This window comes from Bacillus sp. SH7-1, from assembly GCF_008042405.1.
In the GTDB taxonomy this organism is placed as follows: Bacteria; Bacillota; Bacilli; order Bacillales; family Bacillaceae_G; genus Bacillus_A; species Bacillus_A thuringiensis_N.
In genome coordinates this window covers 1-20,973 of sequence record NZ_QNUD01000016.1, presented here as the reverse complement: position 1 = coordinate 20,973, position 20,973 = coordinate 1, and the positions used below count along the sequence as shown (strand labels likewise).

The window sequence follows — 20,973 nt, the reverse complement described above, 5'->3', positions numbered from 1 at the left end:
CGATGGGTCAAAAGGTTAATCCAATTGGTCTTCGTGTCGGCGTTATTCGTGATTGGGAATCTCGTTGGTTCGCTGAGAAAGATTACGCTACATTATTACATGAAGACATCAAAATCCGTGAGTACATTAATGTACGCTTAAAAGATTCTGCTGTTGCTAAAGTAGAAATCGAACGTGCAGCAAATCGTGTAAATGTTACAATTCACACTGCAAAACCTGGTATGGTAATTGGTAAAGGTGGTACTGAAGTTGAAGCACTTCGTAAAGCTCTTAACCAATTAACAGGCAAGCGTGTACACATCAACATTTTAGAAGTTAAGAGAGCTGATCTTAACGCTAAATTAGTAGGCGAAAACATCGCTCGTCAATTAGAAAACCGTGTATCATTCCGTCGTGCACAAAAGCAAGTTATTCAACGTGCTATGCGTGCAGGTGCTAAAGGTATTAAAACACAGGTTTCTGGTCGTCTTGGCGGAGCTGATATCGCTCGTGCAGAATCTTACAGTGAAGGAACTGTTCCACTTCATACACTTCGCGCTGATATTGACTATGCAGCAGTTGAAGCTGATACAACATACGGTAAATTAGGCGTAAAAGTATGGATCTACCGTGGAGAAGTCCTTCCTACAAAAAAGAAAGCTTCTGAGGAAGGAGGAAAATAATATGTTAATGCCAAAACGCGTAAAATATCGTAGAGAGCATCGTGGTAAAATGCGTGGTCGTGCTAAAGGTGGAACTGAAATTGCTTTCGGTGAATTCGGTTTACAAGCACAAGCTGCTTCATGGATTACAAACCGTCAAATCGAAGCTGCTCGTCGTGCAATGACTCGTTACATGAAACGTGGCGGTAAAGTATGGATTAAAATTTTCCCTTCTAAACCTTACACTGCAAAACCTCTAGAAGTACGTATGGGTTCCGGTAAAGGGGCACCAGAAGGCTGGGTAGCAGTAGTAAAACCTGGGAAAATTATGTTCGAAATCGCGGGTGTATCTGAAGAGGTAGCACGCGAAGCATTACGTCTTGCAGCTCACAAGTTACCTGTGAAATGTAAATTCGTAAAACGTGAAGAAAATGGTGGTGAATCTAATGAAAACTAATGATATTCGTGAATTAACCACTGCCGAAATCGAAACAAAAGTTAAAGCTTTAAAGGAAGAGTTGTTTAATCTTCGCTTCCAACTTGCTACAGGACAATTAGAGAATCCAACTCGCATTCGTGAAGTGCGTAAAGCAATTGCTCGTATGAAAACTGTAGTTCGTGAAAGAGAGATCGGAATTAATCGATAAATTGAGGGGAGGTTTGCATAGTGAGCGAACGTAACCAACGCAAAGTTTATACTGGTCGTGTAGTGTCTGACAAAATGGACAAAACGATTACAGTTTTAGTTGAAACTTACAAAACTCATTCCTTGTACGGAAAACGTGTTAAGTATTCTAAGAAGTACAAAGCCCATGATGAGCAAAACCAAGCGAAACTTGGCGATATCGTTAAAATCATGGAAACTCGCCCGCTTTCTGCTACTAAGCGTTTCCGTTTAGTTGAAATCGTTGAAGAAGCGGTTATTATCTAAATAGACGAATCGGAATTTTTAGTCCGAAGGGAGGTTTCATAACATGATCCAACAAGAATCTCGTTTGAAAGTTGCTGACAACTCTGGTGCACGTGAACTTTTAACAATTAAAGTATTAGGCGGCTCTGGTCGTAAATATGCTAACATTGGTGATATTATCGTTGCTACGGTAAAACAAGCAACACCAGGTGGCGTTGTTAAAAAAGGTGACGTTGTTAAAGCAGTAGTGGTACGTACGAAGAGCGGAGCTCGTCGTCCGGACGGTTCTTACATCAAATTTGATGAAAACGCAGCGGTTATCATTAAAGACGATAAGAGCCCACGTGGTACTCGTATCTTCGGACCAGTAGCTCGTGAATTACGTGATAGCAACTTCATGAAGATCGTTTCTTTAGCTCCAGAAGTTCTATAATTTAAGGTATTGCCTTGCTAAGGAGGTGCAGAATTAAGATGCATGTAAAAAAAGGTGATAAAGTACAGGTAATCACTGGTAAAGACAAAGGAAAACAAGGCGTTATCCTTGTGGCTTTCCCAAAGCAAAACCGTGTTATCGTTGAGGGTGTCAATATCGTTAAGAAGCACTCTAAGCCATCTCAATTAAATCCACAAGGTGGAATTATTACTAAAGAAGCACCTATTCACGTTTCTAACGTTATGATTTTAGATCCGAAAACAGGTGAACCTACTCGTGTAGGCTTCAAAGTAGAAGATGGTAAAAAAGTTCGTATTGCAAAAAAATCTGGTGAATTATTAGATAAATAATTTTCTTAAGAAAGGAGGTCACTTCATTGAATCGCCTTAAAGAGAAGTTCCAAAAGGAAATTACTCCTGCTCTAGTGAGCAAGTTTAACTATAAATCTGTGATGGAAGTACCGAAAATCGAAAAGATCGTAATCAACACTGGTGTTGGTGACGCGGTATCTAACTCAAAAGCTTTAGACAATGCAGTAGAAGAATTAACACAAATCGCAGGTCAAAAACCTGTTGTAACTCGTGCTAAAAAATCAATCGCTGGTTTCCGTCTTCGTGAAGGTATGCCTATCGGTGCGAAAGTAACTTTACGCGGCGAGCAAATGTATGAGTTCTTCGACAAATTAGTATCAGTTTCTTTACCACGTGTACGTGATTTCCGTGGTGTTTCTAAGAAATCATTCGATGGTCGTGGAAACTATACATTAGGTGTTAAAGAGCAACTTATTTTCCCTGAGATTGATTATGATAAAGTAAGCAAAGTCCGCGGTATGGACATCGTAATCGTTACTACAGCGAAAACTGATGAAGAAGCTCGTGAACTTTTAACACAATTCGGTATGCCATTCCAAAAATAATGGAAGCCAACGCTAAGTAGAGGAGGCGAAAACGTGGCTAAAAAATCTATGATAGCGAAACAAAAGCGTACTCCTAAGTTTAAAGTACAAGAGTATACACGTTGCGAACGCTGCGGTCGTCCGCATTCTGTATACCGCAAATTTAAACTTTGCCGTATTTGTTTCCGTGAACTTGCATATAAAGGTCAAATTCCTGGTGTTAAAAAAGCTAGTTGGTAAAACCCACAAATGGGAAGGAGGTAAAACACATGGTGATGACAGATCCAATTGCAGACATGCTTACTCGCATCCGTAATGCGAACATGGTACGTCATGAGAAATTAGAGGTTCCTGCTTCTAAAATCAAAAAAGAGATCGCTGAACTTTTAAAACGTGAAGGTTTCATTCGTGATGTAGAATACATCGAGGATAACAAACAAGGTATCCTTCGTATTTTCCTGAAATATGGTGCAAACAATGAACGTGTAATCACTGGATTAAAACGTATCAGTAAACCTGGCTTACGCGTTTACGCTAAAGCTGATGAAGTACCACGTGTACTTAACGGATTAGGTATCGCTCTTGTTTCTACATCTAAGGGAGTAATGACAGACAAAGACGCTCGTCAATTACAAACTGGTGGAGAAGTAGTAGCATACGTTTGGTAATATATATTTAAAACGAACGGAGGTGTGACCACATGTCTCGTATTGGTAAAAAGATTCTTGAAATCCCTGCAGGTGTTACTATTACAGTTGCAGAAGACAATACTGTAACAGTAAAAGGCCCTAAAGGTGAATTAACTCGTACTTTCAATGCTGATATGCTTATCAAAATTGAAGAGAATACATTAACAGTTGAGCGTCCATCTGAACAGAAGGAACACCGTGCATTACACGGTACAACTCGTGCTTTAATCGGAAACATGGTTGAAGGTGTAACTGCAGGTTTCGCACGCGGACTTGAATTAGTCGGTGTTGGTTACCGTGCTCAAAAACAAGGTGATAAACTTGTATTAAGCGTAGGTTATTCTCATCCAGTAGAAATGACTCCGGAAGCAGGTCTTGAAGTTGAAGTACCTGCACCAACTAAAATCGTAATCAAAGGTATCGACAAGCAACGTGTTGGCGAATTTGCTGCTAACATCCGTGCTGTACGTGCTCCTGAGCCTTATAAAGGTAAAGGTATTCGTTACGAAGGCGAAGTTGTTCGTCGTAAAGAAGGTAAAACTGCTAAGTAAACCCGTTAGGTGAGAGAAAGGAGTGACAAGAAAATGATCACTAAAGCTGATAAAAATGCGACTCGTAAGAAAAGACATGCACGTGTACGTGCTAAACTTACTGGTACTGCAGAGCGTCCACGTTTAAACGTGTTCCGTTCTAACCAACATATTTACGCTCAAGTTATTGACGATGTGAATGGTGTAACGTTAGTAAGTGCATCTACTCTTGATAAAGACCTTGCTCTTAACGGTACTAGCAATACTGAAGCTGCTACGAAAGTTGGAGAATCAGTTGCTAAGCGTGCTGTAGAGAAAGGCGTTAAAGAAGTAGTATTTGATCGCGGTGGTTACTTATACCATGGCCGTGTTAAAGCTCTAGCTGAAGCTGCTCGTGAGGCTGGATTACAATTTTAATGGTCAAAGGAGGGAAAATTGATGCATCGCATTGACCCAAGTAAATTAGAACTTGAAGAACGTGTAGTTACGATAAATCGTGTCGCGAAAGTTGTTAAGGGTGGTCGTCGTTTCCGCTTTGCTGCACTAGTTGTAGTTGGCGATAAAAACGGTCATGTTGGATTCGGTACTGGTAAAGCACAAGAGGTACCAGACGCAATTCGCAAAGCTATCGAAGACGCTAAGAAAAACTTAATCGCTGTACCATTAGTTGGTACAACAATTCCTCACACAATCAACGGTCACTTTGGAGCTGGTGAAGTATTCTTAAAACCTGCTGCTGAAGGTACTGGTGTTATTGCTGGTGGACCTGTTCGTGCGGTTCTTGAATTAGCTGGTGTACAAGATATTCTTTCGAAATCTCTTGGTTCTAACACACCAATCAACATGATTCGCGCTACTGTGAACGGATTAAGCGAACTTAAGCGCGCTGAAGATGTTGCAAAATTACGCGGTAAATCTGTAGAAGAGCTACTAGGTTAAGGAGGGAAAACAAATGGCGAAAAAGTTAGAAATTACCCTCACTCGTAGTGTAATTGGTCGTCCACAAGATCAACGTGCGACGGTAGAAGCTTTAGGTCTTAAAAAGTTGAATTCAACTGTAGTTAAGGAAGAAACTCCTGCTATTCTTGGTATGATCAACAAAGTTTCTCACCTTATAACTGTAAAAGAAGCTTAAGGATAACTCATTAATATAAGGAGGTGCCTGGGAATGAAACTTCATGAATTAAAACCTGCAGAAGGTTCTCGTAAAGTACGTAACCGTGTCGGTCGTGGTATCGGTTCTGGTAACGGTAAAACTGCTGGTAAAGGTCATAAAGGACAAAACGCACGTTCTGGTGGCGGTGTTCGTCTTGGCTTCGAAGGTGGTCAAACTCCATTATTCCGTCGTTTACCAAAACGCGGCTTCACAAACATTAACCGTAAAGAGTTTGCTATTGTAAACTTATCAACGTTAAATCGTTTTGAAGATGGTACAGAAGTAACACCTGAATTATTGCTGGAAACTGGCGTTATCAGCAAGTTAAACGACGGTGTTAAAATTCTTGCAAGCGGCGCAGTAGAGAAAAAACTAACTGTTAAAGCGCACAAGTTCTCTTCAAGTGCTAAAGAAGCAATTGAAGCAGCTGGCGGATCAGTTGAGGTGATCTAATGTTTCGTACAATCTCCAACTTTATGCGCGTTGCTGAGATAAGACGTAAAATATTATTCACTTTAGCGATGTTAATCGTATTCAGGATTGGCACGTTTATCCCCGTGCCATTTACAAATGGAGACGTACTGAAAGCACAAGATCAATTAAATGCTTTAGGTATTCTAAATACATTTGGCGGTGGAGCCTTGAAAAACTTCTCCATCTTTGCGATGGGAATCATGCCGTATATTACAGCATCCATCATCGTGCAATTATTGCAGATGGATGTTGTTCCTAAATTTTCGGAATGGTCGAAGCAAGGTGAAATGGGCCGTCGTAAGCTAACGCAATTCACGCGTTATTTTACAATTGTTCTTGCGTTTATTCAGGGGTTTGGTATGTCAATCGGTTTTAACGGTATGGTAGGTGGGCAATTAATTTTGAATCCTGGTTGGAGCACTTATTTATACATTGCTACGGTACTGACTGCTGGTACTGCATTTTTAATGTGGTTAGGTGAACAGATTACAGCTAAAGGTGTAGGTAATGGTATTTCCATCCTTATCTTTGGTGGTATTGCCGCAGCGATCCCAAGTGTTATATCTCAAGTGTATCAGCAACAGTTTCAAAATATCGGAGATCAATTGTTCATGAGTATCGTTAAAGTTGCATTGATCTTACTAGCTGTGCTAGCAGTTATTGTGGGTGTTATTTTCATTCAACAAGCTGTTAGAAAGATCCCAATTCAATATGCGAAGCGTGTAACAGGAGCGAATGGGAATCATGCTGGAGCACAAAACACTCATTTACCACTTAAGGTAAATAGTGCGGGTGTTATTCCAGTCATTTTTGCTGTTTCATTCTTAATTACACCACCAACTATTGCACAGTTCTTCCCGAAACATGATGTATCGCAGTGGATTATTGCAAACTTTAACTATTCTCACCCAGTGGGAATGATCATATATGTTGCGCTCATTGTAGCCTTCACATATTTCTATGCGTTTGTTCAGGTTAATCCAGAGCAAATGTCAGAGAATCTAAACAAGCAAGGTGGATATGTTCCAGGTATTCGTCCGGGTAAGAATACGGAACAATATCTAACAAAAATCTTGTATCGTTTGACCTTTGTAGGATCAATTTTCCTAGCAGCGATTGCAATCTTACCAGTTATCTTTACGAAATTGGGAAATCTTCCTCCATCTGCACAGATTGGTGGAACGAGTATGTTAATCGTTGTCGGCGTTGCTTTAGAAACAATGAAGCAGCTAGAAAGCCAACTGGTAAAACGCCATTACAAAGGGTTTATCAAGCAGTGAGTAAGTGGGAAGAAGTGTCTTCCCTACATGCTCATGTACTCTGAGGGGGAACAAGGATGAACTTAATTTTAATGGGGCTTCCTGGTGCTGGTAAAGGTACACAAGCCGAACAGATTGTTGCCAAGTATAACATCCCTCACATTTCAACAGGAGATATGTTCCGTGCAGCTATGAAGGCTGAAACTGAAATGGGTTTACAAGCTAAATCTTTTATTGATAAAGGTGCTCTTGTCCCAGATGAAGTTACAATCGGAATCGTTCGTGATCGTTTAAGTCAAGAAGACTGCGTAAGAGGATTCTTACTAGACGGTTTCCCACGAACTGTTGCACAAGCATCAGCTCTTGAAGAAATTATGAAAGATCTTGGCAAAAAAATCGACTATGTTTTAAACATTAATGTGGATTCAGGGTTGTTATTAAAACGTCTTACAGGCCGTCGCATTTGTAAAGAGTGCGGTGCGACTTACCACTTAGAATTCAATCCACCAGCGAAAGCTGATGTGTGCGATAAATGTGGTGGCGAATTATACCAACGCTCTGATGACAATGAAGAAACTGTAGCAAATCGTTTAGATGTAAATATTAAGCAAACAAAACCTTTGCTTGATTTCTATGAGGAGCTTGGTTACTTAGAAAGCATTAATGGTGAGCAAGATATCAATAAAGTATTTGCTGATATCGATGTTCTCATCGGAGGCTTAGCGTAATGATAATCTGCAAAACTCCTCGCGAGATAGAAATCATGCGAGAAGCTGGCAGGATCGTTGCTTTAACTCATCAAGAGTTGAAACAGCACATTACTCCAGGAATTACAACGAAAGAGCTCGATCAAATAGCGGAAAAGACGATTCAAAAATATGGTGCTACGCCATCTTTTAAAGGATACAACGGATTTCCGGGGAGCATATGTGCTTCTGTAAATGAAGAGCTTGTACACGGAATTCCAGGGAAGCGCAAGCTCAAAGAGGGCGATATCATCAGTATCGATATTGGTGCGAAATACAATGGGTACCATGGAGATTCTGCATGGACGTATCCAGTTGGAAACATTTCTGAATCTGTTCAAAAGCTACTTGATGTCACAGAAAAATCGTTGTATCTTGGTCTAGAACAAGTAAAACCAGGCGAAAGATTATCAAATATCTCACATGCGGTTCAAACCCATGCTGAAGAGAATGGATTCTCGATCGTTAGGGAGTATGTTGGTCACGGAATCGGGCAAGACTTACATGAGGACCCTCAAATCCCGCACTATGGTCCACCAAATAGAGGCCCTAGATTAAAGCCGGGAATGGTCATCTGTGTTGAGCCGATGGTGAATCAAGGAAGACGATATGTAAAAACACTATCTGATGACTGGACAGTGGTAACGGTAGATGGTAAATGGTGTGCCCATTTTGAGCACACGATTGCTCTTACAGAAGCAGGATACGAAATCCTTACCACTTTATAAGTAGCTGGCTCTCCGGGATTTCAGAGCAGTGTAAAATGTTACTGATTTGATGAAGGGAGAACTATTGAATGGCTAAAGATGATGTAATTGAAGTCGAAGGTACCGTTCTTGAAACGTTGCCAAATGCTATGTTCAAAGTAGAATTAGAGAATGGGCATGTCGTATTGGCTCACGTTTCTGGTAAAATCCGTATGAACTTCATTCGTATTTTACCAGGAGACAAAGTTACGGTAGAATTATCTCCGTACGATTTAAATCGTGGTCGTATTACGTACCGTTTTAAATAATATAGCACTCCGTAATCTTTAAGGAGGTTCGAGACATGAAAGTAAGACCGTCAGTTAAACCAATCTGCGAAAAATGTAAAGTTATTCGTAGACGTGGAAAAGTAATGGTTATTTGTGAAAACCCTAAACATAAACAAAAACAAGGTTAATCAGAAGGAGGTGCATTCAGAATGGCACGTATCGCAGGTGTAGATATTCCTCGAGACAAACGCGTTGTTATTTCTTTAACTTACGTATTCGGCATTGGTCGCACAACTGCTGAAAAAATTCTTACTGAAGCTGGTATTTCTTCAGAAACACGAGTTCGTGATTTAACGGAAGACGAATTAGGACGTATCCGTGATATCATCGATCGTATTAAAGTTGAGGGAGACCTTCGTCGTGAAGTATCTCTTAACATTAAACGTCTAATGGAGATCGGTTCTTACCGTGGTCTTCGTCACCGTCGTGGCTTACCAGTTCGTGGTCAAAACTCTAAAAACAATGCTCGTACACGTAAAGGTCCACGTCGTACAGTAGCAAATAAAAAGAAATAATAAGTAAAGGAGGTTGAACTAACAATGGCACGTAAAACAAACACTCGTAAAAAACGTGTGAAAAAGAATATCGAAGCTGGTATAGCTCATATTCGTTCTACTTTCAACAACACAATCGTAACACTTACAGATACTCACGGTAACGCACTTTCTTGGTCTAGTGCTGGTGCACTTGGTTTCCGTGGATCTCGTAAATCTACTCCATTCGCTGCGCAAATGGCTGCTGAGGCTGCTGCTAAAGTTGCAATGGAGCACGGTTTAAAAACTTTAGAGGTTACTGTTAAAGGTCCTGGTGCTGGTCGTGAAGCTGCAATTCGTGCTCTTCAAGCTGCAGGTCTAGAAGTAACAGCAATTAGAGATGTTACTCCAGTTCCTCATAATGGATGTCGTCCGCCAAAACGTCGTCGTGTGTAATTTTTCTGTATAGAATTTTCCCTTTTGTCTATAATGGATATGATGCATTATCGAGAAATTTCGTACAGAAACATCGCTTGTTGTGCACAATCGGGAACTGCCTAAGGGGGACTTTCGGTTAAACAGAGGTTATACCTTTGTTTAACCGGGGTTTCGACGTTTTGAAGGAGGGTTTAGTTAATGATTGAAATCGAAAAGCCGAAAATCGAAACGGTTGAACTTAACGAAGATGCTAAATATGGTAAATTCGTAATTGAACCGCTTGAGCGTGGATATGGTACTACTTTGGGTAACTCCTTACGTCGTATTCTTTTATCCTCACTCCCTGGTGCCGCTGTTACTGCTATCCAAATCGATGGCGTATTACATGAATTTTCAACAGTTGAGGGCGTAGTAGAAGACGTTACGACGATCATCTTAAACTTGAAAAAGTTAGCTCTTAAAATCTACTCTGAAGAAGAGAAGACGTTGGAAATTGATGTGCAGGGCGAAGGTATTGTCACAGCTGCTGATATTACTCACGATAGTGATGTAGAAATCTTAAATCCAGATTTACACATTGCAACGTTAGCAAAAGATGCGCATTTCCGCGTGCGTTTAACTGCAAAGCGTGGCCGTGGGTATACGCCAGCTGATGCAAATAAAAGCGAAGATCAACCAATAGGAGTAATTCCTATTGATTCTATTTATACTCCGGTATCACGTGTGACTTACCAAGTGGAAAAGACACGTGTCGGACAAGTGGCTAATTATGATAAGCTTACGCTTGATGTATGGACGGATGGAAGCATCGGGCCAAAAGAAGCTATCTCTTTAGGTGCCAAAATCTTAACTGAGCATTTAAATATCTTTGTTGGTTTAACTGACGAAGCACAAAATGCTGAGATTATGGTCGAGAAGGAAGAAGATCAAAAAGAGAAAGTTCTTGAGATGACTATCGAAGAACTAGATCTTTCTGTTCGTTCTTATAATTGCCTAAAACGTGCAGGAATTAATACTGTACAAGAGCTTGCGAACAAAACAGAAGAAGATATGATGAAAGTTCGTAACTTAGGACGTAAATCCTTAGAAGAAGTTAAACATAAACTTGAGGAATTAGGTTTAGGTTTACGTAAAGACGACTGAGGATTTAAACCCATCAACAAAGGAGGGAACTACGAATGGCATACAGAAAATTAGGCCGTACAAGTGCGCAACGTAAAGCTATGTTACGTGACTTAGCTACTGATTTAATTATCAACGAGCGCATCCAAACGACAGAAACTCGTGCAAAAGAACTTCGTTCTGTAGTGGAAAAAATGATCACTTTAGGTAAACGCGGAGATCTTCATGCTCGTCGTCAAGCAGCAGCTTTCATTCGCAATGAAGTAGCTAACGCTGAGACTGGTCAAGATGCACTTCAAAAATTATTCGCTGATGTAGCTCCACGCTATGCTGAGCGCCAAGGCGGATACACTCGTATTGCAAAAATTGGTCCACGTCGCGGAGACGCAGCACCAATGGTAATTATCGAGTTAGTATAATGATAATTAAAAGGGCAGGACAGTTCTTTTCAAGAAACTGGTCATGGCCCTTTTTTTTAAATATAAAAATAGGTTAATTTGGCGAAGGAAAGGGTGCCTTGTATTGAAAAAAGAGAAACTTCGGACAGAAAATATATCATTTCAATATCCTGGGGCAGCCACTTATGCATTAAAAGATGTTTCATTTTCCTTATATGAGGGAGAGTGGGTATCTGTTATTGGACAAAACGGTTCCGGGAAGTCTACACTTGCAAAATTATTGAATGGTTTGTTTTTACCGGAAGCAGGGACAATTACAGTAAACGATACAATGATTTTATCAGAGGAAACGGTGTGGGATGTTCGAAAACAAATTGGAATGGTATTTCAAAATCCAGATAATCAATTTGTTGGAACAACAGTGCAAGATGATGTTGTATTTGGTTTAGAGAATATCGGAATGCCAAGAGAGCAGATGATAGAAAGATTAGAACAGGCCTTGCAACTTGTCCGTATGGAAGATTTTCTTAATGATGAGCCTCATTCGTTATCTGGTGGACAAAAGCAGCGAGTGGCAATAGCAGGTGTTTTAGCACTTCAGCCATCTATTTTAATACTAGATGAAGCAACTTCAATGTTAGACCCCCAAGGGAGACGTGAAGTAGTAGAAACGGTTAGACAACTTGTTAATGAAAAAGGTATTACTGTGTTATCAATTACGCATGATTTAGAAGAAGCGGCACAGTCAGACCGTGTCATTATTTTAAATAAGGGAGAGATATTAGAGGAAGGGACTCCAGAGCAAATTTTCAAGTCCTCTCATATGCTCCAAGAAATTGGATTAGATGTACCATTTTCAGTGAAAATGGCAGAATTATTAAAAAGAAATGAAATTCTCTTGCAAAATACGCATCTTACAATGGAAAGCTTGGTGAACGAACTTTGGAGATTACATTCCAAAAAGTAGAACATCGTTATCAATATAAAACTCCGTTTGAAAGACGCGCACTTTATGATGTGGACGTGTCGTTTCCAAGTGGGGGCTATTATGCCATTATCGGTCATACTGGTTCAGGTAAGTCGACGATGATTCAACATTTAAATGGTTTATTGCAGCCGACAAGTGGTACCGTTCAAATTGGTGAACATTTTATTTCGGCAGGAAAGAAAGAGAAAAAGCTAAAGCCACTACGTAAAAAAGTAGGGGTTGTCTTTCAATTCCCAGAACATCAATTATTTGAAGAGACTGTGGAGAAAGACATTTGTTTCGGCCCCACTAATTTTGGAGTATCTGTAGAAGAAGCGAAGCAAAAGGCAAGAGAGGCAATTGAACTTGTAGGATTAGAACCAGAACTGTTAACACGTTCGCCATTTGAGTTAAGCGGTGGGCAAATGAGGCGTGTTGCGATAGCAGGCGTACTGGCGATGGAACCTGAAGTGCTTGTCTTAGATGAACCTACAGCTGGACTAGATCCTAAAGGGCAGAATGAACTTATGGAGATGTTTTATAAGCTTCATAAGGAAAAAGGCCTTACAGTTATCCTTGTAACGCATAATATGGAGGATGCTGCTAAGTATGCGCAGCAGATTGTAGTTATGCATAAAGGAACGGTCTTTTTGCAAGGAAGTGCAGAGGAAGTGTTTTCACATGCTGATGAACTAGAGAAAATTGGCGTGGATCTTCCTATGTCTTTAAAGTATAAACGTGCGATTGAAGAGAAGTTTGGTATTTCAATTCCAAAGGCTACCTTATCTTTAGAGGATCTTACTCATGAAGTTGTGCAGGTATTACGAAAAGGTGGTCATGAATCATGCAGCAGTTGATTATTGGAAGGTATATTCCAGGGAATTCGCTTATTCATCAACTTGATCCACGTACGAAGCTGCTGATTGTCTTTTTATATGTATTTGTTGTTTTCTTAGCAAATAATGCGATTTCATATGGATTTTTATTTTTATATGCACTCATTGCTTTATTTTTTGCAAAAGTGCCGATTCGTTATGTACTTTCGGGCTTAAAACCAATTCTATGGATTTTTCTTTTTACATTTTTCCTGCATATTTTTACAAATAAAGAAGGGGAAGTACTATTCCAGCTTGGTTGGTTTTCGATACATGAAAAAGGATTAGAGCAAGGGATATACATTTCTATACGATTCTTCGTTATTATTTTAATGACGACATTATTAACGCTAACGACGACACCTATTGAGATTACAGATGGTCTGGAGACGTTATTAAAGCCGTTGAAGCGTATAAAAGTTCCTGTTCATGAAATCGCATTAATGATGTCAATTTCTCTTCGTTTTATCCCGACATTAATGGATGAAACGAGTAAAATAATGAAGGCACAAGCGTCACGTGGTATTGATTTCGCAGGGGGACCGATAAAAGATAGGATGAAAGCTATTATTTCATTACTTGTCCCTTTATTTATTAGTGCTTTTAAGCGTGCAGAGGACTTAGCAATTGCTATGGAAGCTCGTGGATATCAAAGTGGCGAAGGACGTACTAAATTTAGGCAACTACGCTGGAAAATAAGCGATACAGTAACGATTATAAGTTTACTTTGTTTAGCTTGTATTTTGGCATGGGTGCGATCGTAATGGAGAATAGAGAAATGGATAGAATAAAATGTACGGTTGCATATGATGGCATGCATTTTTGTGGTTATCAAATTCAGCCGCAGCATCGTACTGTTCAACAAGAGATAGAGAAAGCTTTGCAGAAATTGCATAAAGGAGAACTTGTTCGTGTTCAGGCATCGGGCAGGACGGATTCTACCGTTCATGCTAAAGGACAAGTCATACACTTTGATACACCGTTGTCTCTTGAAGAGTGGCAATGGAGTAATGCGTTAAACACAATGCTGCCAGATGATATTGTTATCAGACAGGTAGAGAAAAAAACAGAAGAATTTCATGCGCGATACGGTGTTGAGAGAAAAGAATATCGTTATCGTGTATTATTATCAAAGACTGCGGATGTATTCCGTAGAAATTATGTATATCAATATCCATATCCGCTCGAAATCAATTCTATAAGAAAAGCGATTCCTTATTTTATCGGAACGCATGATTTCACTTCTTTTTGTTCGGCAAAAACTGACAAAAAAGATAAAGTGCGAACAATTTATGAAATCGAGTTAATTGAGCAAGATGATGAATTAATTTTTCGTTTTGTAGGTAATGGATTTTTATATAATATGGTCAGAATTATTGTTGGTACGTTACTTAGCGTAGGGCAGGGAAAGCTCGATCCTGATAGCATTCCAGAGATTTTAGCGAAACAAAATCGTCAGTTTGCTGGAAAGATGGCTCCAGGTCATGGGCTTTATTTATGGCAGGTAAACTATAACAACTAATCCTGGTGTAACATTTGCTTGACATTAGAAACTCAAAAGTATATCATAACATATGGTATTGTTTCTAAAACCACGATTAGCCCCGGAAGGAAATCGTGTTTAAGATAAACAATAGATTTTTTCTATGGAAAAGATAACGAGGAGGGAAACACATGCGTACGACTTTTATGGCAAAAGCTAACGAAGTTGAGCGTAAATGGTATGTGGTTGATGCTGAAGGTCAAACTTTAGGTCGCCTTGCTAGTGAAGTAGCATCCATTTTACGTGGTAAAAACAAACCTACATTTACACCACACGTTGACACGGGTGATCATGTAATTATTATTAACGCTGAGAAAATTCATTTAACAGGTAATAAATTAAACGATAAAATTTACTACCGTCACACTAACCACCCAGGTGGACTTAAACAAAGAACAGCTCTAGAAATGCGTACAAACTACCCTGTACAAATGTTAGAGCTTGCAATTAAAGGCATGCTTCCAAAAGGACGCTTAGGCCGTCAAGTTTCTAAGAAACTAAACGTGTATGCTGGAGCAGAGCATCCACACCAAGCACAAAAACCAGAAGTTTACGAACTTCGCGGATAATCAATTAAAGGAGGGCTTACTTTGGCACAGGTTCAATACTATGGCACTGGACGTCGTAAGAGTTCAGTAGCGCGCGTACGCCTAGTTCCAGGCGAAGGACGCGTTATCATTAACGGTCGTGATTTTGAAAACTATATCCCATTTGCTGCATTACGTGAAGTAGTGAAACAACCTCTAGTTGCAACAGAAACTTTAGGTAACTACGATGTACTTGTAAACGTAAATGGTGGTGGATACACTGGTCAAGCTGGTGCTATTCGTCACGGTATTTCTCGCGCTTTATTAAAAGCTGATCCAGAATACCGTCTAACACTAAAACGTGCAGGTCTATTAACTCGTGACGCACGTATGAAAGAGCGTAAAAAATACGGTCTTAAAGGCGCACGTCGTGCACCTCAGTTCTCAAAACGTTAATTTTTGCGAACTACAACCCCAACCATTTTGGTTGGGGTTTTTTTATGTTTCATGCTTCTTTTGTAATTTTTGTAGTTTGGAATATTTTAGTGCTATCCTCTCGCGTATGCTTCTTCTTTAGAAGTTTAGACTAATACGTATTAGGGAGGTTTATGAGTACTATGAATGTCATTGTCAGCTTACAAGAAAAACAAAAAGAAAAGCAGTTGAAATATGAACGCAAGATGCTGCGGGAATTATCGTTAAAAACATTACGTTCAAATATTAGGGATGCCTTTCAGATGCAGGAACTTCATCGTCAGTATGAAGATTACTGCATTGAATTAGGGATAGAATCGTATTTATTAGGAGCGAGGTATAGTAAATTTGGTTATTATGGTGAATCGTTCTTTGATGTGAAATATAGAGCCTTAGAAGAAGAGCAACAATTAACGGAAACGTTATTTCAATTTTTAACGAGCATGACTATGCGGGAAATTAAGTTACAAGATGAGGAATTACTTTTTGAATCTTGCCAGCAGTTTATCGGCTTATGGTGGCAGGAAGGGTATGAAAAAGGTGAAAGAAGATATCGTTTAAAGCTTCATTAAGACAAGCATAAACTTTCCTCTTGTCCCATATAAGTAATTAGAGGGACTAGCTGGAGGAGGAAAGGTATGAAGAGAATTCGAATTATCTCTTTTGCACTCGCTGCGGTTGTTTTGTTTTTTTTAGTCAAACAAGAGTTTCAAATTACAAAATCGTGGCGAGCTTGGAATTTACCCTTATCAGGGAAAGTAATTGTATTAGATGCTGGGCATGGTGGACCAGACGGAGGGGCTGTTGGTGGAAAGGATATTGTAGAAAAAGATATTACGCTTGAGATTACAAAGAAGGTACAAGATTATTTACAAGAACAAGGTGCGCTAGTTATTTTAACACGTGATGGAGATTATGATTTAGCTCAGAAAGATACAAAGTCATATAGTAGACGTAAAGCAGAGGATTTAAAAAAGCGTGTAGAGATCATTAATAAACCTGATGTAGACTTTTTTGCAAGTATCCATTTAAATGCTTTAACGAGTAGTGGATCGAAAGGCGCACAAACGTTCTATTACCGTTCTTCGATTGAAAATGAACGTGCTGCGAAATTTATCCAAGCTGAATTGAGAACGAGTTTAGAGAATACGAATCGTTCTGCTAAAACAATTTCTCATGTGTATTTATTAAAGTATGCGAAAACACCAGGCGCTTTAATTGAAGCTGGCTTTTTATCGAATGTAAATGAAAGGTATATGTTAAATTCGGAGAAATATCAGCAAAAGGTAGCGGCTGCAGTATATCGTGGTATATTACGTTATTTCACGGAAAAAGGAAATCCTCCAGAATAAGGAGGATTTTTTGAGTTTCTCTCGTTAACGAAGTTTTCCGAAAATATGTTATACTGGAAATGTAAACGCATTTATTTCGAAAGTAAAGAGAGATAAATTTAATTAACATTACGTTATTTTTCATACAGGGGGTTGGGCTAATTATGGTAACGAAAGAGCAAGTAGTGGAAGCGTTAGAAGGGATTGTAGATCCGTTTTTACATAAAACGTTAAAAGAAACAGGTGCAATTAAAGAGGTAACAGTCAAGCCTGAGAAGGAACATGTAAGTGTGAAAATTGCAATTGTAAAAACCGGTACAGCGGAACAAATGCAGTTGCAATCTGGAATTGTAAAATTAGTAAAAGAACTAGGGGCAGCAACAGTAGGGCTTCGCTTTGCAGAATTTACAGAAGAGGAATTAGCTCAGTTTGCACCGGAACAGGAAGAAGAGCAAAATGAATCTTTATTGTCACCAAATTCAAAAACGACATTTTTAGCAGTAGCGAGTGGAAAAGGTGGAGTCGGAAAATCAACAGTTTCTGTTAACCTTGCCATTGCTTTAGCTCGTCTAGGGAAAAAGGTTGGTATAATTGATGCCGATATTTATGGTTTTAGCGTACCGGATATGATGGGGATAGAAAAACGTCCTGTTGTAAGAGGAGATAAAATAATTCCAGTGGAGCGTCTAGGTGTAAAGGTAATCTCAATGGGATTCTTTGTAGAAGATAATGCACCGGTTATTTGGAGAGGGCCTATGCTTGGGAAAATGTTAAATCATTTCTTTACAGAAGTGGAGTGGGGCGATTTAGACTATTTAGTTTTAGATTTACCACCGGGTACAGGTGATGTTGCGTTAGATTTACATTCAATGTTACCGGCTTGTAAAGAGATTATTGTAACAACGCCGCATCCAACAGCGGCATTTGTGGCAGCGCGTGCTGGAGCTATGGCTTTACGTACAGAACATAGTATTCTTGGGGTTGTTGAAAATATGGCTTATTTCGAAAGTAAAACAACCGGTGAAAAAGAATATGTGTTCGGAAGAGGTGGAGGAGATAAATTAGCTACAGAACTTCAAACAGAAGTACTTGGCAGAATCCCGCTTCAACAACCCGATTGGAATAAAGAAGACTTTGCACCGTCAGTATATGAAGATACACATACGACAGGTCTTATTTATCGCACGATAGCTGAGACAGTAATTGATAAAACAGCTGTTGCACAAAAATAAAATAATAATGAGTGGGCGATACATATATTGTCCACTCATTATTATCGTTATTATTTTTACTGCTGTTCCTTTTTACCGTCTTGGGAACCACCCTCACCGCCTGCTTCTTTCTTATCAGATCCACTTTTTTCAGCTTTTTGTACACCTTTACTAATAATATCAATCATCTTAGCTTGGAAAAGTGGGCTTTCAGCAGTTTCTGTTAGTACTTGTTGTAAATATTGACGGTATTCTTTGCTCTTCATTGTTTGTAACATCATTTTTTCTACTTCAGGGTTTTTCATAATTTCTATAACGCCTGCTTGGTATTCAGGGTCTTTTAGTAATGTTTTCATTAAGGTTGTTTGTTCTTTCCCCATACTTTTAGCAAATTTTGATGAGAACTCAGGGTCTTTAAAGAGCTTTTCCCAGAATTGTTGCCCTTTGTCGGAGACCATTGCATCTTCAATCGTTTTCTTTACTACTGTTTCATCTAGTATGAGTGCTTGTTTCATTTTTTCATCAGTTAATACATCTTGAATGGCTTTCTTACCTTGATCGGTTTTTAAGATATCAACAATCATTTTCTTCGTTTGATCATAATCAAGTTCGGACTTTGCTTCTTTTTCTTGTGCACATGCTACAAGTACAAGTAATAGAAAAGAAGAAGTCAAAACGAGCAGCATCCGTTTCATAAGTTGGAACTCCTTTCAGCACAGTTCTCTCTTTTTAATATAAATATCTTTAAGGAATTTATACATGAACATGGCTAGCTTTTTGAAATTGTCATTGATACAATTTAATTAGAAATATAAGGATAATGGGGGATGTGTTGTGAATAGCCGCAAGTGGGTACGACTATTTTTTACGACGTTGTTTCTTGGTGGGATTAGTACGGTCATTATTGGGTTTGTTTTGGAGTGGGACAAGTACGCTAAATTTTTTCAAAATTTCGACGGAAAGGAGATTTTAGCAGTTTCCTTTTGGTTGATGGGTGTAGGATTTATTTTTAGTGTTATAAGTCAAATGGGGTTCTTTGCCTATTTAACAATCCATCGTTTTGGGCTAGGTATGTTCCGGTCATCTTCTTTATGGAATGCAGTGCAGCTTTTCTTTATTGCATTCGTTTTATTTGATTTCGTGTATTTAAGATCCGTACTAATTGCGAATGGGGAAGTCTCATTAGGGAATAACATACTTGTTGCTGGAATGTTATTTGTGTTCGGAGCAATTGTTGCTTATGTAAAGAGCAAAGAAACGAATAAAAAAGCATTTGTGCCTGCTTTGTTCTTTATGGTTGTTGTAACAATTCTCGAATGGGTACCAGCGCTTCGGATTAATGATACTGATTGGTTGTATTTAATGGTTATACCGCTATTATTATGTAATTCATATCAGTTACTTATATTACATCGTTTAATTGGGAAGACGAGTAAGTCGGCCTAATGAAGATAGTTTTTAAGTAGAGTAGTTGTTTGAATGCAAATATCAGGATAAAAAAAGCTCTACTACCTTAATGAAAGGTAGTAGAGCTTTTTATGAGTAAAGGCACGAGGGAAAAGAATTACTGTACATCTTCACTTTTTGTACTTGTGTTGGAAATAAGTTGTGATACTGATATTTGTTCATATCCATCACTCTTTAATTTTTGTAGGAGCAGTGGTAAAGCTTTATTTGTTTGAAGAGCAGAATCGGATGCGTGTAATAAGACGATATCTCCACCTTTCAAATTGTTAGAGACAGTGGAAACGATATTGTTTACACCAGGGTTTTTCCAGTCGTTTGAGTTATTACTCCAATGAACGACAGTGTATCCGAGTGATTCTGCTATTTTAAGTGTTGCTTTGTTAAAGTCTCCACTAGGTGGACGCAATAGCTTGACTTGTTTCACACCAAGTTTTGTAAAAACATCTTGTGCACGCAAAAGATCTCTTCGTATTTCATTTGTCTCTAGAGAAGTGTAGGATGTGTAATTATAACCCATACTACCGATTTCATGTCCATCTTTTATGATGCGTTCAACAACATCAGGGTGTCTTTCTGCCCATGCAGCAGAAAGGAAGAAGGTTGCATTCTTAATGTCCTTTTCTTTAAGTGTATCAAGGATTGGAATTGCTTTTTTGTCTCCCCAACTAATATCAAACGTGAATGCAACTTGTTTTTTAGAGGTGTCGCCTTTGTAAATAACTTTAGGTCCTGTAGCAGTTGAAAAAGCAGACTCATGTGAATATGTTTTCAAAAAGAGTAGCCATGCTGTAAATAAGGAAAGTATCACTATTAAGCTAATGTGTTTAAAGTTTCTTTTACTCGTAATAAAAAAGAAAAACATAATATTACGCCCCTTTGTCCAATCCTTTTCAGTTACATATATGCTGTAAATATAAAAAAGAGAACAAGGGATTAATATCGTAAGTGGTGGATATAATGAATGATAAGATTTTGATAAGTGAAAATGAGCGGAATGTTTATTGCTCTGTAAGAAATGATTGAGGTGATGAGTTGCTTGGATTTATGTTAACGAAAGAAGAGAAAAAAGAAATGGAATACATATTGAAGAGAGAGTTAGAAGAACTTTTATTTGACTTTGAAGATGAACGCATTCATGACGTTGTAAAAAAGGCGATGGAAGAGAGATATAAAATTATTTTTTGTTTGTTTCGAAGAGTTGCTAATGCAGAGGAATGTATTCGTTATGTAAGAAAAAGAACTTTTTATTAAAAAGTATTGACGTTAATAGTTATTATATGATAAATTAATAACCGTCGCTGATGCAGAAACGCAGAAGACGACAAAAAAGAAAATGAAAAACTTAGTTGACATCGAAAAACGAAGATGTTAACATAAG

At 38.8% G+C, this 20,973-nt stretch carries 36 protein-coding genes; 34 read left to right on the top strand and 2 right to left on the bottom strand.

Going from position 1 to position 20,973, the window contains the following annotated elements; translation table 11 throughout:
- Nucleotides 1–2 precede the first annotated feature (2 nt).
- The 32 genes from rpsC (at nucleotide 3) to DN390_RS15505 (ending at nucleotide 18,149) form a co-directional block, all read left to right on the top strand.
- A complete protein-coding gene (gene rpsC / locus DN390_RS15660) occupies nucleotides 3–662 on the top strand; it encodes a 30S ribosomal protein S3 (protein ID WP_000529956.1) in 660 nt (219 codons plus the stop codon).
- Between the two features lies 1 nt (nucleotide 663).
- A complete protein-coding gene (gene rplP / locus DN390_RS15655) occupies nucleotides 664–1,098 on the top strand; it encodes a 50S ribosomal protein L16 (protein WP_000928969.1) in 435 nt (144 codons plus the stop codon).
- On the top strand, nucleotides 1,088–1,288 hold the full coding sequence (gene rpmC / locus DN390_RS15650; protein WP_000855718.1) for a 50S ribosomal protein L29: 201 nt from the start codon (nucleotides 1,088–1,090) through the stop codon (nucleotides 1,286–1,288). Before rplP ends, rpmC begins: the two co-directional genes overlap by 11 nt.
- A 20-nt stretch (nucleotides 1,289–1,308) precedes the next feature.
- Nucleotides 1,309–1,572 (top strand): 30S ribosomal protein S17, encoded by a 264-nt coding sequence (rpsQ, locus tag DN390_RS15645; RefSeq protein WP_000004106.1) that lies wholly within the window; start codon nucleotides 1,309–1,311, stop codon nucleotides 1,570–1,572.
- 43 nt (nucleotides 1,573–1,615) lie between these two features.
- Entirely contained in the window at nucleotides 1,616–1,984 is a 369-nt protein-coding gene (gene rplN / locus DN390_RS15640; protein ID WP_000615912.1) for a 50S ribosomal protein L14, read from the top strand.
- A gap of 38 nt (nucleotides 1,985–2,022) precedes the next feature.
- Nucleotides 2,023–2,334, top strand: coding sequence for a 50S ribosomal protein L24 (rplX, locus tag DN390_RS15635; protein ID WP_000558200.1), 312 nt, complete (start codon nucleotides 2,023–2,025; stop codon nucleotides 2,332–2,334).
- A gap of 26 nt (nucleotides 2,335–2,360) precedes the next feature.
- Nucleotides 2,361–2,900 (top strand): 50S ribosomal protein L5, encoded by a 540-nt coding sequence (gene rplE / locus DN390_RS15630; protein WP_001080829.1) that lies wholly within the window; start codon nucleotides 2,361–2,363, stop codon nucleotides 2,898–2,900.
- 33 nt (nucleotides 2,901–2,933) lie between these two features.
- Nucleotides 2,934–3,119 carry a 30S ribosomal protein S14 gene (rpsN, locus tag DN390_RS15625; protein ID WP_001085700.1) on the top strand — a complete coding sequence of 62 codons (186 nt, stop codon included), beginning with the start codon at nucleotides 2,934–2,936 and terminating at the stop codon, nucleotides 3,117–3,119.
- A 29-nt stretch (nucleotides 3,120–3,148) separates the two neighbouring features.
- Nucleotides 3,149–3,547 (top strand): 30S ribosomal protein S8, encoded by a 399-nt coding sequence (rpsH, locus tag DN390_RS15620; protein ID WP_000245511.1) that lies wholly within the window; start codon nucleotides 3,149–3,151, stop codon nucleotides 3,545–3,547.
- A 32-nt stretch (nucleotides 3,548–3,579) separates the two neighbouring features.
- Nucleotides 3,580–4,119: a 50S ribosomal protein L6 gene (gene rplF, locus DN390_RS15615; RefSeq protein ID WP_000086556.1), complete on the top strand. Its 540-nt coding sequence runs from the start codon at nucleotides 3,580–3,582 to the stop codon at nucleotides 4,117–4,119.
- Nucleotides 4,120–4,152: 33 nt separating this feature from the next.
- Complete coding sequence (gene rplR / locus DN390_RS15610; RefSeq protein ID WP_000628818.1) at nucleotides 4,153–4,515, top strand: 50S ribosomal protein L18; 363 nt, start codon at nucleotides 4,153–4,155, stop codon at nucleotides 4,513–4,515.
- A 21-nt stretch (nucleotides 4,516–4,536) separates the two neighbouring features.
- The gene (rpsE, locus tag DN390_RS15605) at nucleotides 4,537–5,037 is read left to right on the top strand and encodes a 30S ribosomal protein S5 (RefSeq protein WP_000554646.1); all 501 of its coding nucleotides are present in this window, start codon (nucleotides 4,537–4,539) and stop codon (nucleotides 5,035–5,037) included.
- A 13-nt stretch (nucleotides 5,038–5,050) separates the two neighbouring features.
- Entirely contained in the window at nucleotides 5,051–5,233 is a 183-nt protein-coding gene (gene rpmD / locus DN390_RS15600) for a 50S ribosomal protein L30 (protein ID WP_001085231.1), read from the top strand.
- Nucleotides 5,234–5,266: 33 nt separating this feature from the next.
- Complete coding sequence (gene rplO, locus DN390_RS15595; RefSeq protein ID WP_000766080.1) at nucleotides 5,267–5,707, top strand: 50S ribosomal protein L15; 441 nt, start codon at nucleotides 5,267–5,269, stop codon at nucleotides 5,705–5,707.
- Nucleotides 5,707–7,008, top strand: coding sequence for a preprotein translocase subunit SecY (gene secY / locus DN390_RS15590; protein ID WP_060629212.1), 1,302 nt, complete (start codon nucleotides 5,707–5,709; stop codon nucleotides 7,006–7,008). The genes rplO and secY overlap by 1 nt, the downstream gene beginning before the upstream one ends.
- Before the next feature lie 56 nt (nucleotides 7,009–7,064).
- Nucleotides 7,065–7,715, top strand: a complete 651-nt coding sequence (locus tag DN390_RS15585) for an adenylate kinase (RefSeq protein ID WP_060629213.1) — start codon at nucleotides 7,065–7,067, stop codon at nucleotides 7,713–7,715.
- A complete protein-coding gene (gene map, locus DN390_RS15580; protein WP_000582539.1) occupies nucleotides 7,715–8,461 on the top strand; it encodes a type I methionyl aminopeptidase in 747 nt (248 codons plus the stop codon). The genes DN390_RS15585 and map overlap by 1 nt, the downstream gene beginning before the upstream one ends.
- Before the next feature lie 68 nt (nucleotides 8,462–8,529).
- Nucleotides 8,530–8,748: a translation initiation factor IF-1 gene (gene infA / locus DN390_RS15575; protein WP_001029884.1), complete on the top strand. Its 219-nt coding sequence runs from the start codon at nucleotides 8,530–8,532 to the stop codon at nucleotides 8,746–8,748.
- A gap of 35 nt (nucleotides 8,749–8,783) precedes the next feature.
- The gene (rpmJ, locus tag DN390_RS15570; RefSeq protein WP_000868344.1) at nucleotides 8,784–8,897 is read left to right on the top strand and encodes a 50S ribosomal protein L36; all 114 of its coding nucleotides are present in this window, start codon (nucleotides 8,784–8,786) and stop codon (nucleotides 8,895–8,897) included.
- A 21-nt stretch (nucleotides 8,898–8,918) separates the two neighbouring features.
- Entirely contained in the window at nucleotides 8,919–9,284 is a 366-nt protein-coding gene (gene rpsM / locus DN390_RS15565; RefSeq protein ID WP_000090790.1) for a 30S ribosomal protein S13, read from the top strand.
- Nucleotides 9,285–9,308: 24 nt separating this feature from the next.
- Nucleotides 9,309–9,698: a 30S ribosomal protein S11 gene (gene rpsK, locus DN390_RS15560; RefSeq protein ID WP_000101797.1), complete on the top strand. Its 390-nt coding sequence runs from the start codon at nucleotides 9,309–9,311 to the stop codon at nucleotides 9,696–9,698.
- A 180-nt stretch (nucleotides 9,699–9,878) separates the two neighbouring features.
- Nucleotides 9,879–10,823, top strand: coding sequence for a DNA-directed RNA polymerase subunit alpha (locus DN390_RS15555; protein WP_000569643.1), 945 nt, complete (start codon nucleotides 9,879–9,881; stop codon nucleotides 10,821–10,823).
- 35 nt (nucleotides 10,824–10,858) lie between these two features.
- Nucleotides 10,859–11,221: a 50S ribosomal protein L17 gene (gene rplQ, locus DN390_RS15550; RefSeq protein WP_000331490.1), complete on the top strand. Its 363-nt coding sequence runs from the start codon at nucleotides 10,859–10,861 to the stop codon at nucleotides 11,219–11,221.
- A gap of 103 nt (nucleotides 11,222–11,324) precedes the next feature.
- Nucleotides 11,325–12,167: an energy-coupling factor ABC transporter ATP-binding protein gene (locus DN390_RS15545; protein WP_147807756.1), complete on the top strand. Its 843-nt coding sequence runs from the start codon at nucleotides 11,325–11,327 to the stop codon at nucleotides 12,165–12,167.
- Nucleotides 12,143–13,024 carry an energy-coupling factor ABC transporter ATP-binding protein gene (locus DN390_RS15540; RefSeq protein ID WP_060629215.1) on the top strand — a complete coding sequence of 294 codons (882 nt, stop codon included), beginning with the start codon at nucleotides 12,143–12,145 and terminating at the stop codon, nucleotides 13,022–13,024. The genes DN390_RS15545 and DN390_RS15540 overlap by 25 nt, the downstream gene beginning before the upstream one ends.
- A complete protein-coding gene (locus DN390_RS15535) occupies nucleotides 13,012–13,806 on the top strand; it encodes an energy-coupling factor transporter transmembrane component T family protein (protein ID WP_097949123.1) in 795 nt (264 codons plus the stop codon). Before DN390_RS15540 ends, DN390_RS15535 begins: the two co-directional genes overlap by 13 nt.
- Nucleotides 13,807–13,820: 14 nt before the next feature.
- Nucleotides 13,821–14,564, top strand: a complete 744-nt coding sequence (gene truA / locus DN390_RS15530) for a tRNA pseudouridine(38-40) synthase TruA (protein ID WP_060633077.1) — start codon at nucleotides 13,821–13,823, stop codon at nucleotides 14,562–14,564.
- Nucleotides 14,565–14,716: 152 nt separating this feature from the next.
- Complete coding sequence (gene rplM / locus DN390_RS15525; RefSeq protein WP_001260793.1) at nucleotides 14,717–15,154, top strand: 50S ribosomal protein L13; 438 nt, start codon at nucleotides 14,717–14,719, stop codon at nucleotides 15,152–15,154.
- A 21-nt stretch (nucleotides 15,155–15,175) separates the two neighbouring features.
- The gene (rpsI, locus tag DN390_RS15520) at nucleotides 15,176–15,568 is read left to right on the top strand and encodes a 30S ribosomal protein S9 (RefSeq protein WP_000079986.1); all 393 of its coding nucleotides are present in this window, start codon (nucleotides 15,176–15,178) and stop codon (nucleotides 15,566–15,568) included.
- A 161-nt stretch (nucleotides 15,569–15,729) separates the two neighbouring features.
- The gene (locus DN390_RS15515; RefSeq protein WP_001101006.1) at nucleotides 15,730–16,158 is read left to right on the top strand and encodes a YbaK family protein; all 429 of its coding nucleotides are present in this window, start codon (nucleotides 15,730–15,732) and stop codon (nucleotides 16,156–16,158) included.
- Nucleotides 16,159–16,224: 66 nt separating this feature from the next.
- Nucleotides 16,225–16,938, top strand: coding sequence for an N-acetylmuramoyl-L-alanine amidase CwlD (gene cwlD / locus DN390_RS15510; RefSeq protein ID WP_060629217.1), 714 nt, complete (start codon nucleotides 16,225–16,227; stop codon nucleotides 16,936–16,938).
- A 143-nt stretch (nucleotides 16,939–17,081) separates the two neighbouring features.
- Complete coding sequence (locus DN390_RS15505; RefSeq protein WP_016089666.1) at nucleotides 17,082–18,149, top strand: Mrp/NBP35 family ATP-binding protein; 1,068 nt, start codon at nucleotides 17,082–17,084, stop codon at nucleotides 18,147–18,149.
- A gap of 56 nt (nucleotides 18,150–18,205) precedes the next feature.
- On the opposite strand, the gene gerD is transcribed toward DN390_RS15505, so the two are convergent.
- On the bottom strand, nucleotides 18,206–18,823 hold the full coding sequence (gene gerD, locus DN390_RS15500) for a spore germination protein GerD (protein ID WP_060629218.1): 618 nt from the start codon (nucleotides 18,821–18,823) through the stop codon (nucleotides 18,206–18,208).
- Between the two features lie 139 nt (nucleotides 18,824–18,962).
- Here gerD and kbaA point away from each other — a divergent pair, with 139 nt between their 5' ends.
- A complete protein-coding gene (gene kbaA, locus DN390_RS15495; protein ID WP_147807755.1) occupies nucleotides 18,963–19,574 on the top strand; it encodes a KinB signaling pathway activation protein KbaA in 612 nt (203 codons plus the stop codon).
- Nucleotides 19,575–19,692: 118 nt separating this feature from the next.
- Here the strand turns inward: kbaA and pdaB are convergent, their stop codons facing one another.
- Complete coding sequence (gene pdaB, locus DN390_RS15490) at nucleotides 19,693–20,457, bottom strand: polysaccharide deacetylase family sporulation protein PdaB (protein WP_097949125.1); 765 nt, start codon at nucleotides 20,455–20,457, stop codon at nucleotides 19,693–19,695.
- A gap of 170 nt (nucleotides 20,458–20,627) precedes the next feature.
- On the opposite strand from pdaB, the gene DN390_RS15485 reads away from it, so the two are divergent.
- Nucleotides 20,628–20,846, top strand: a complete 219-nt coding sequence (locus DN390_RS15485; RefSeq protein WP_000900296.1) for a hypothetical protein — start codon at nucleotides 20,628–20,630, stop codon at nucleotides 20,844–20,846.
- Nucleotides 20,847–20,973: the final 127 nt, after the last annotated feature.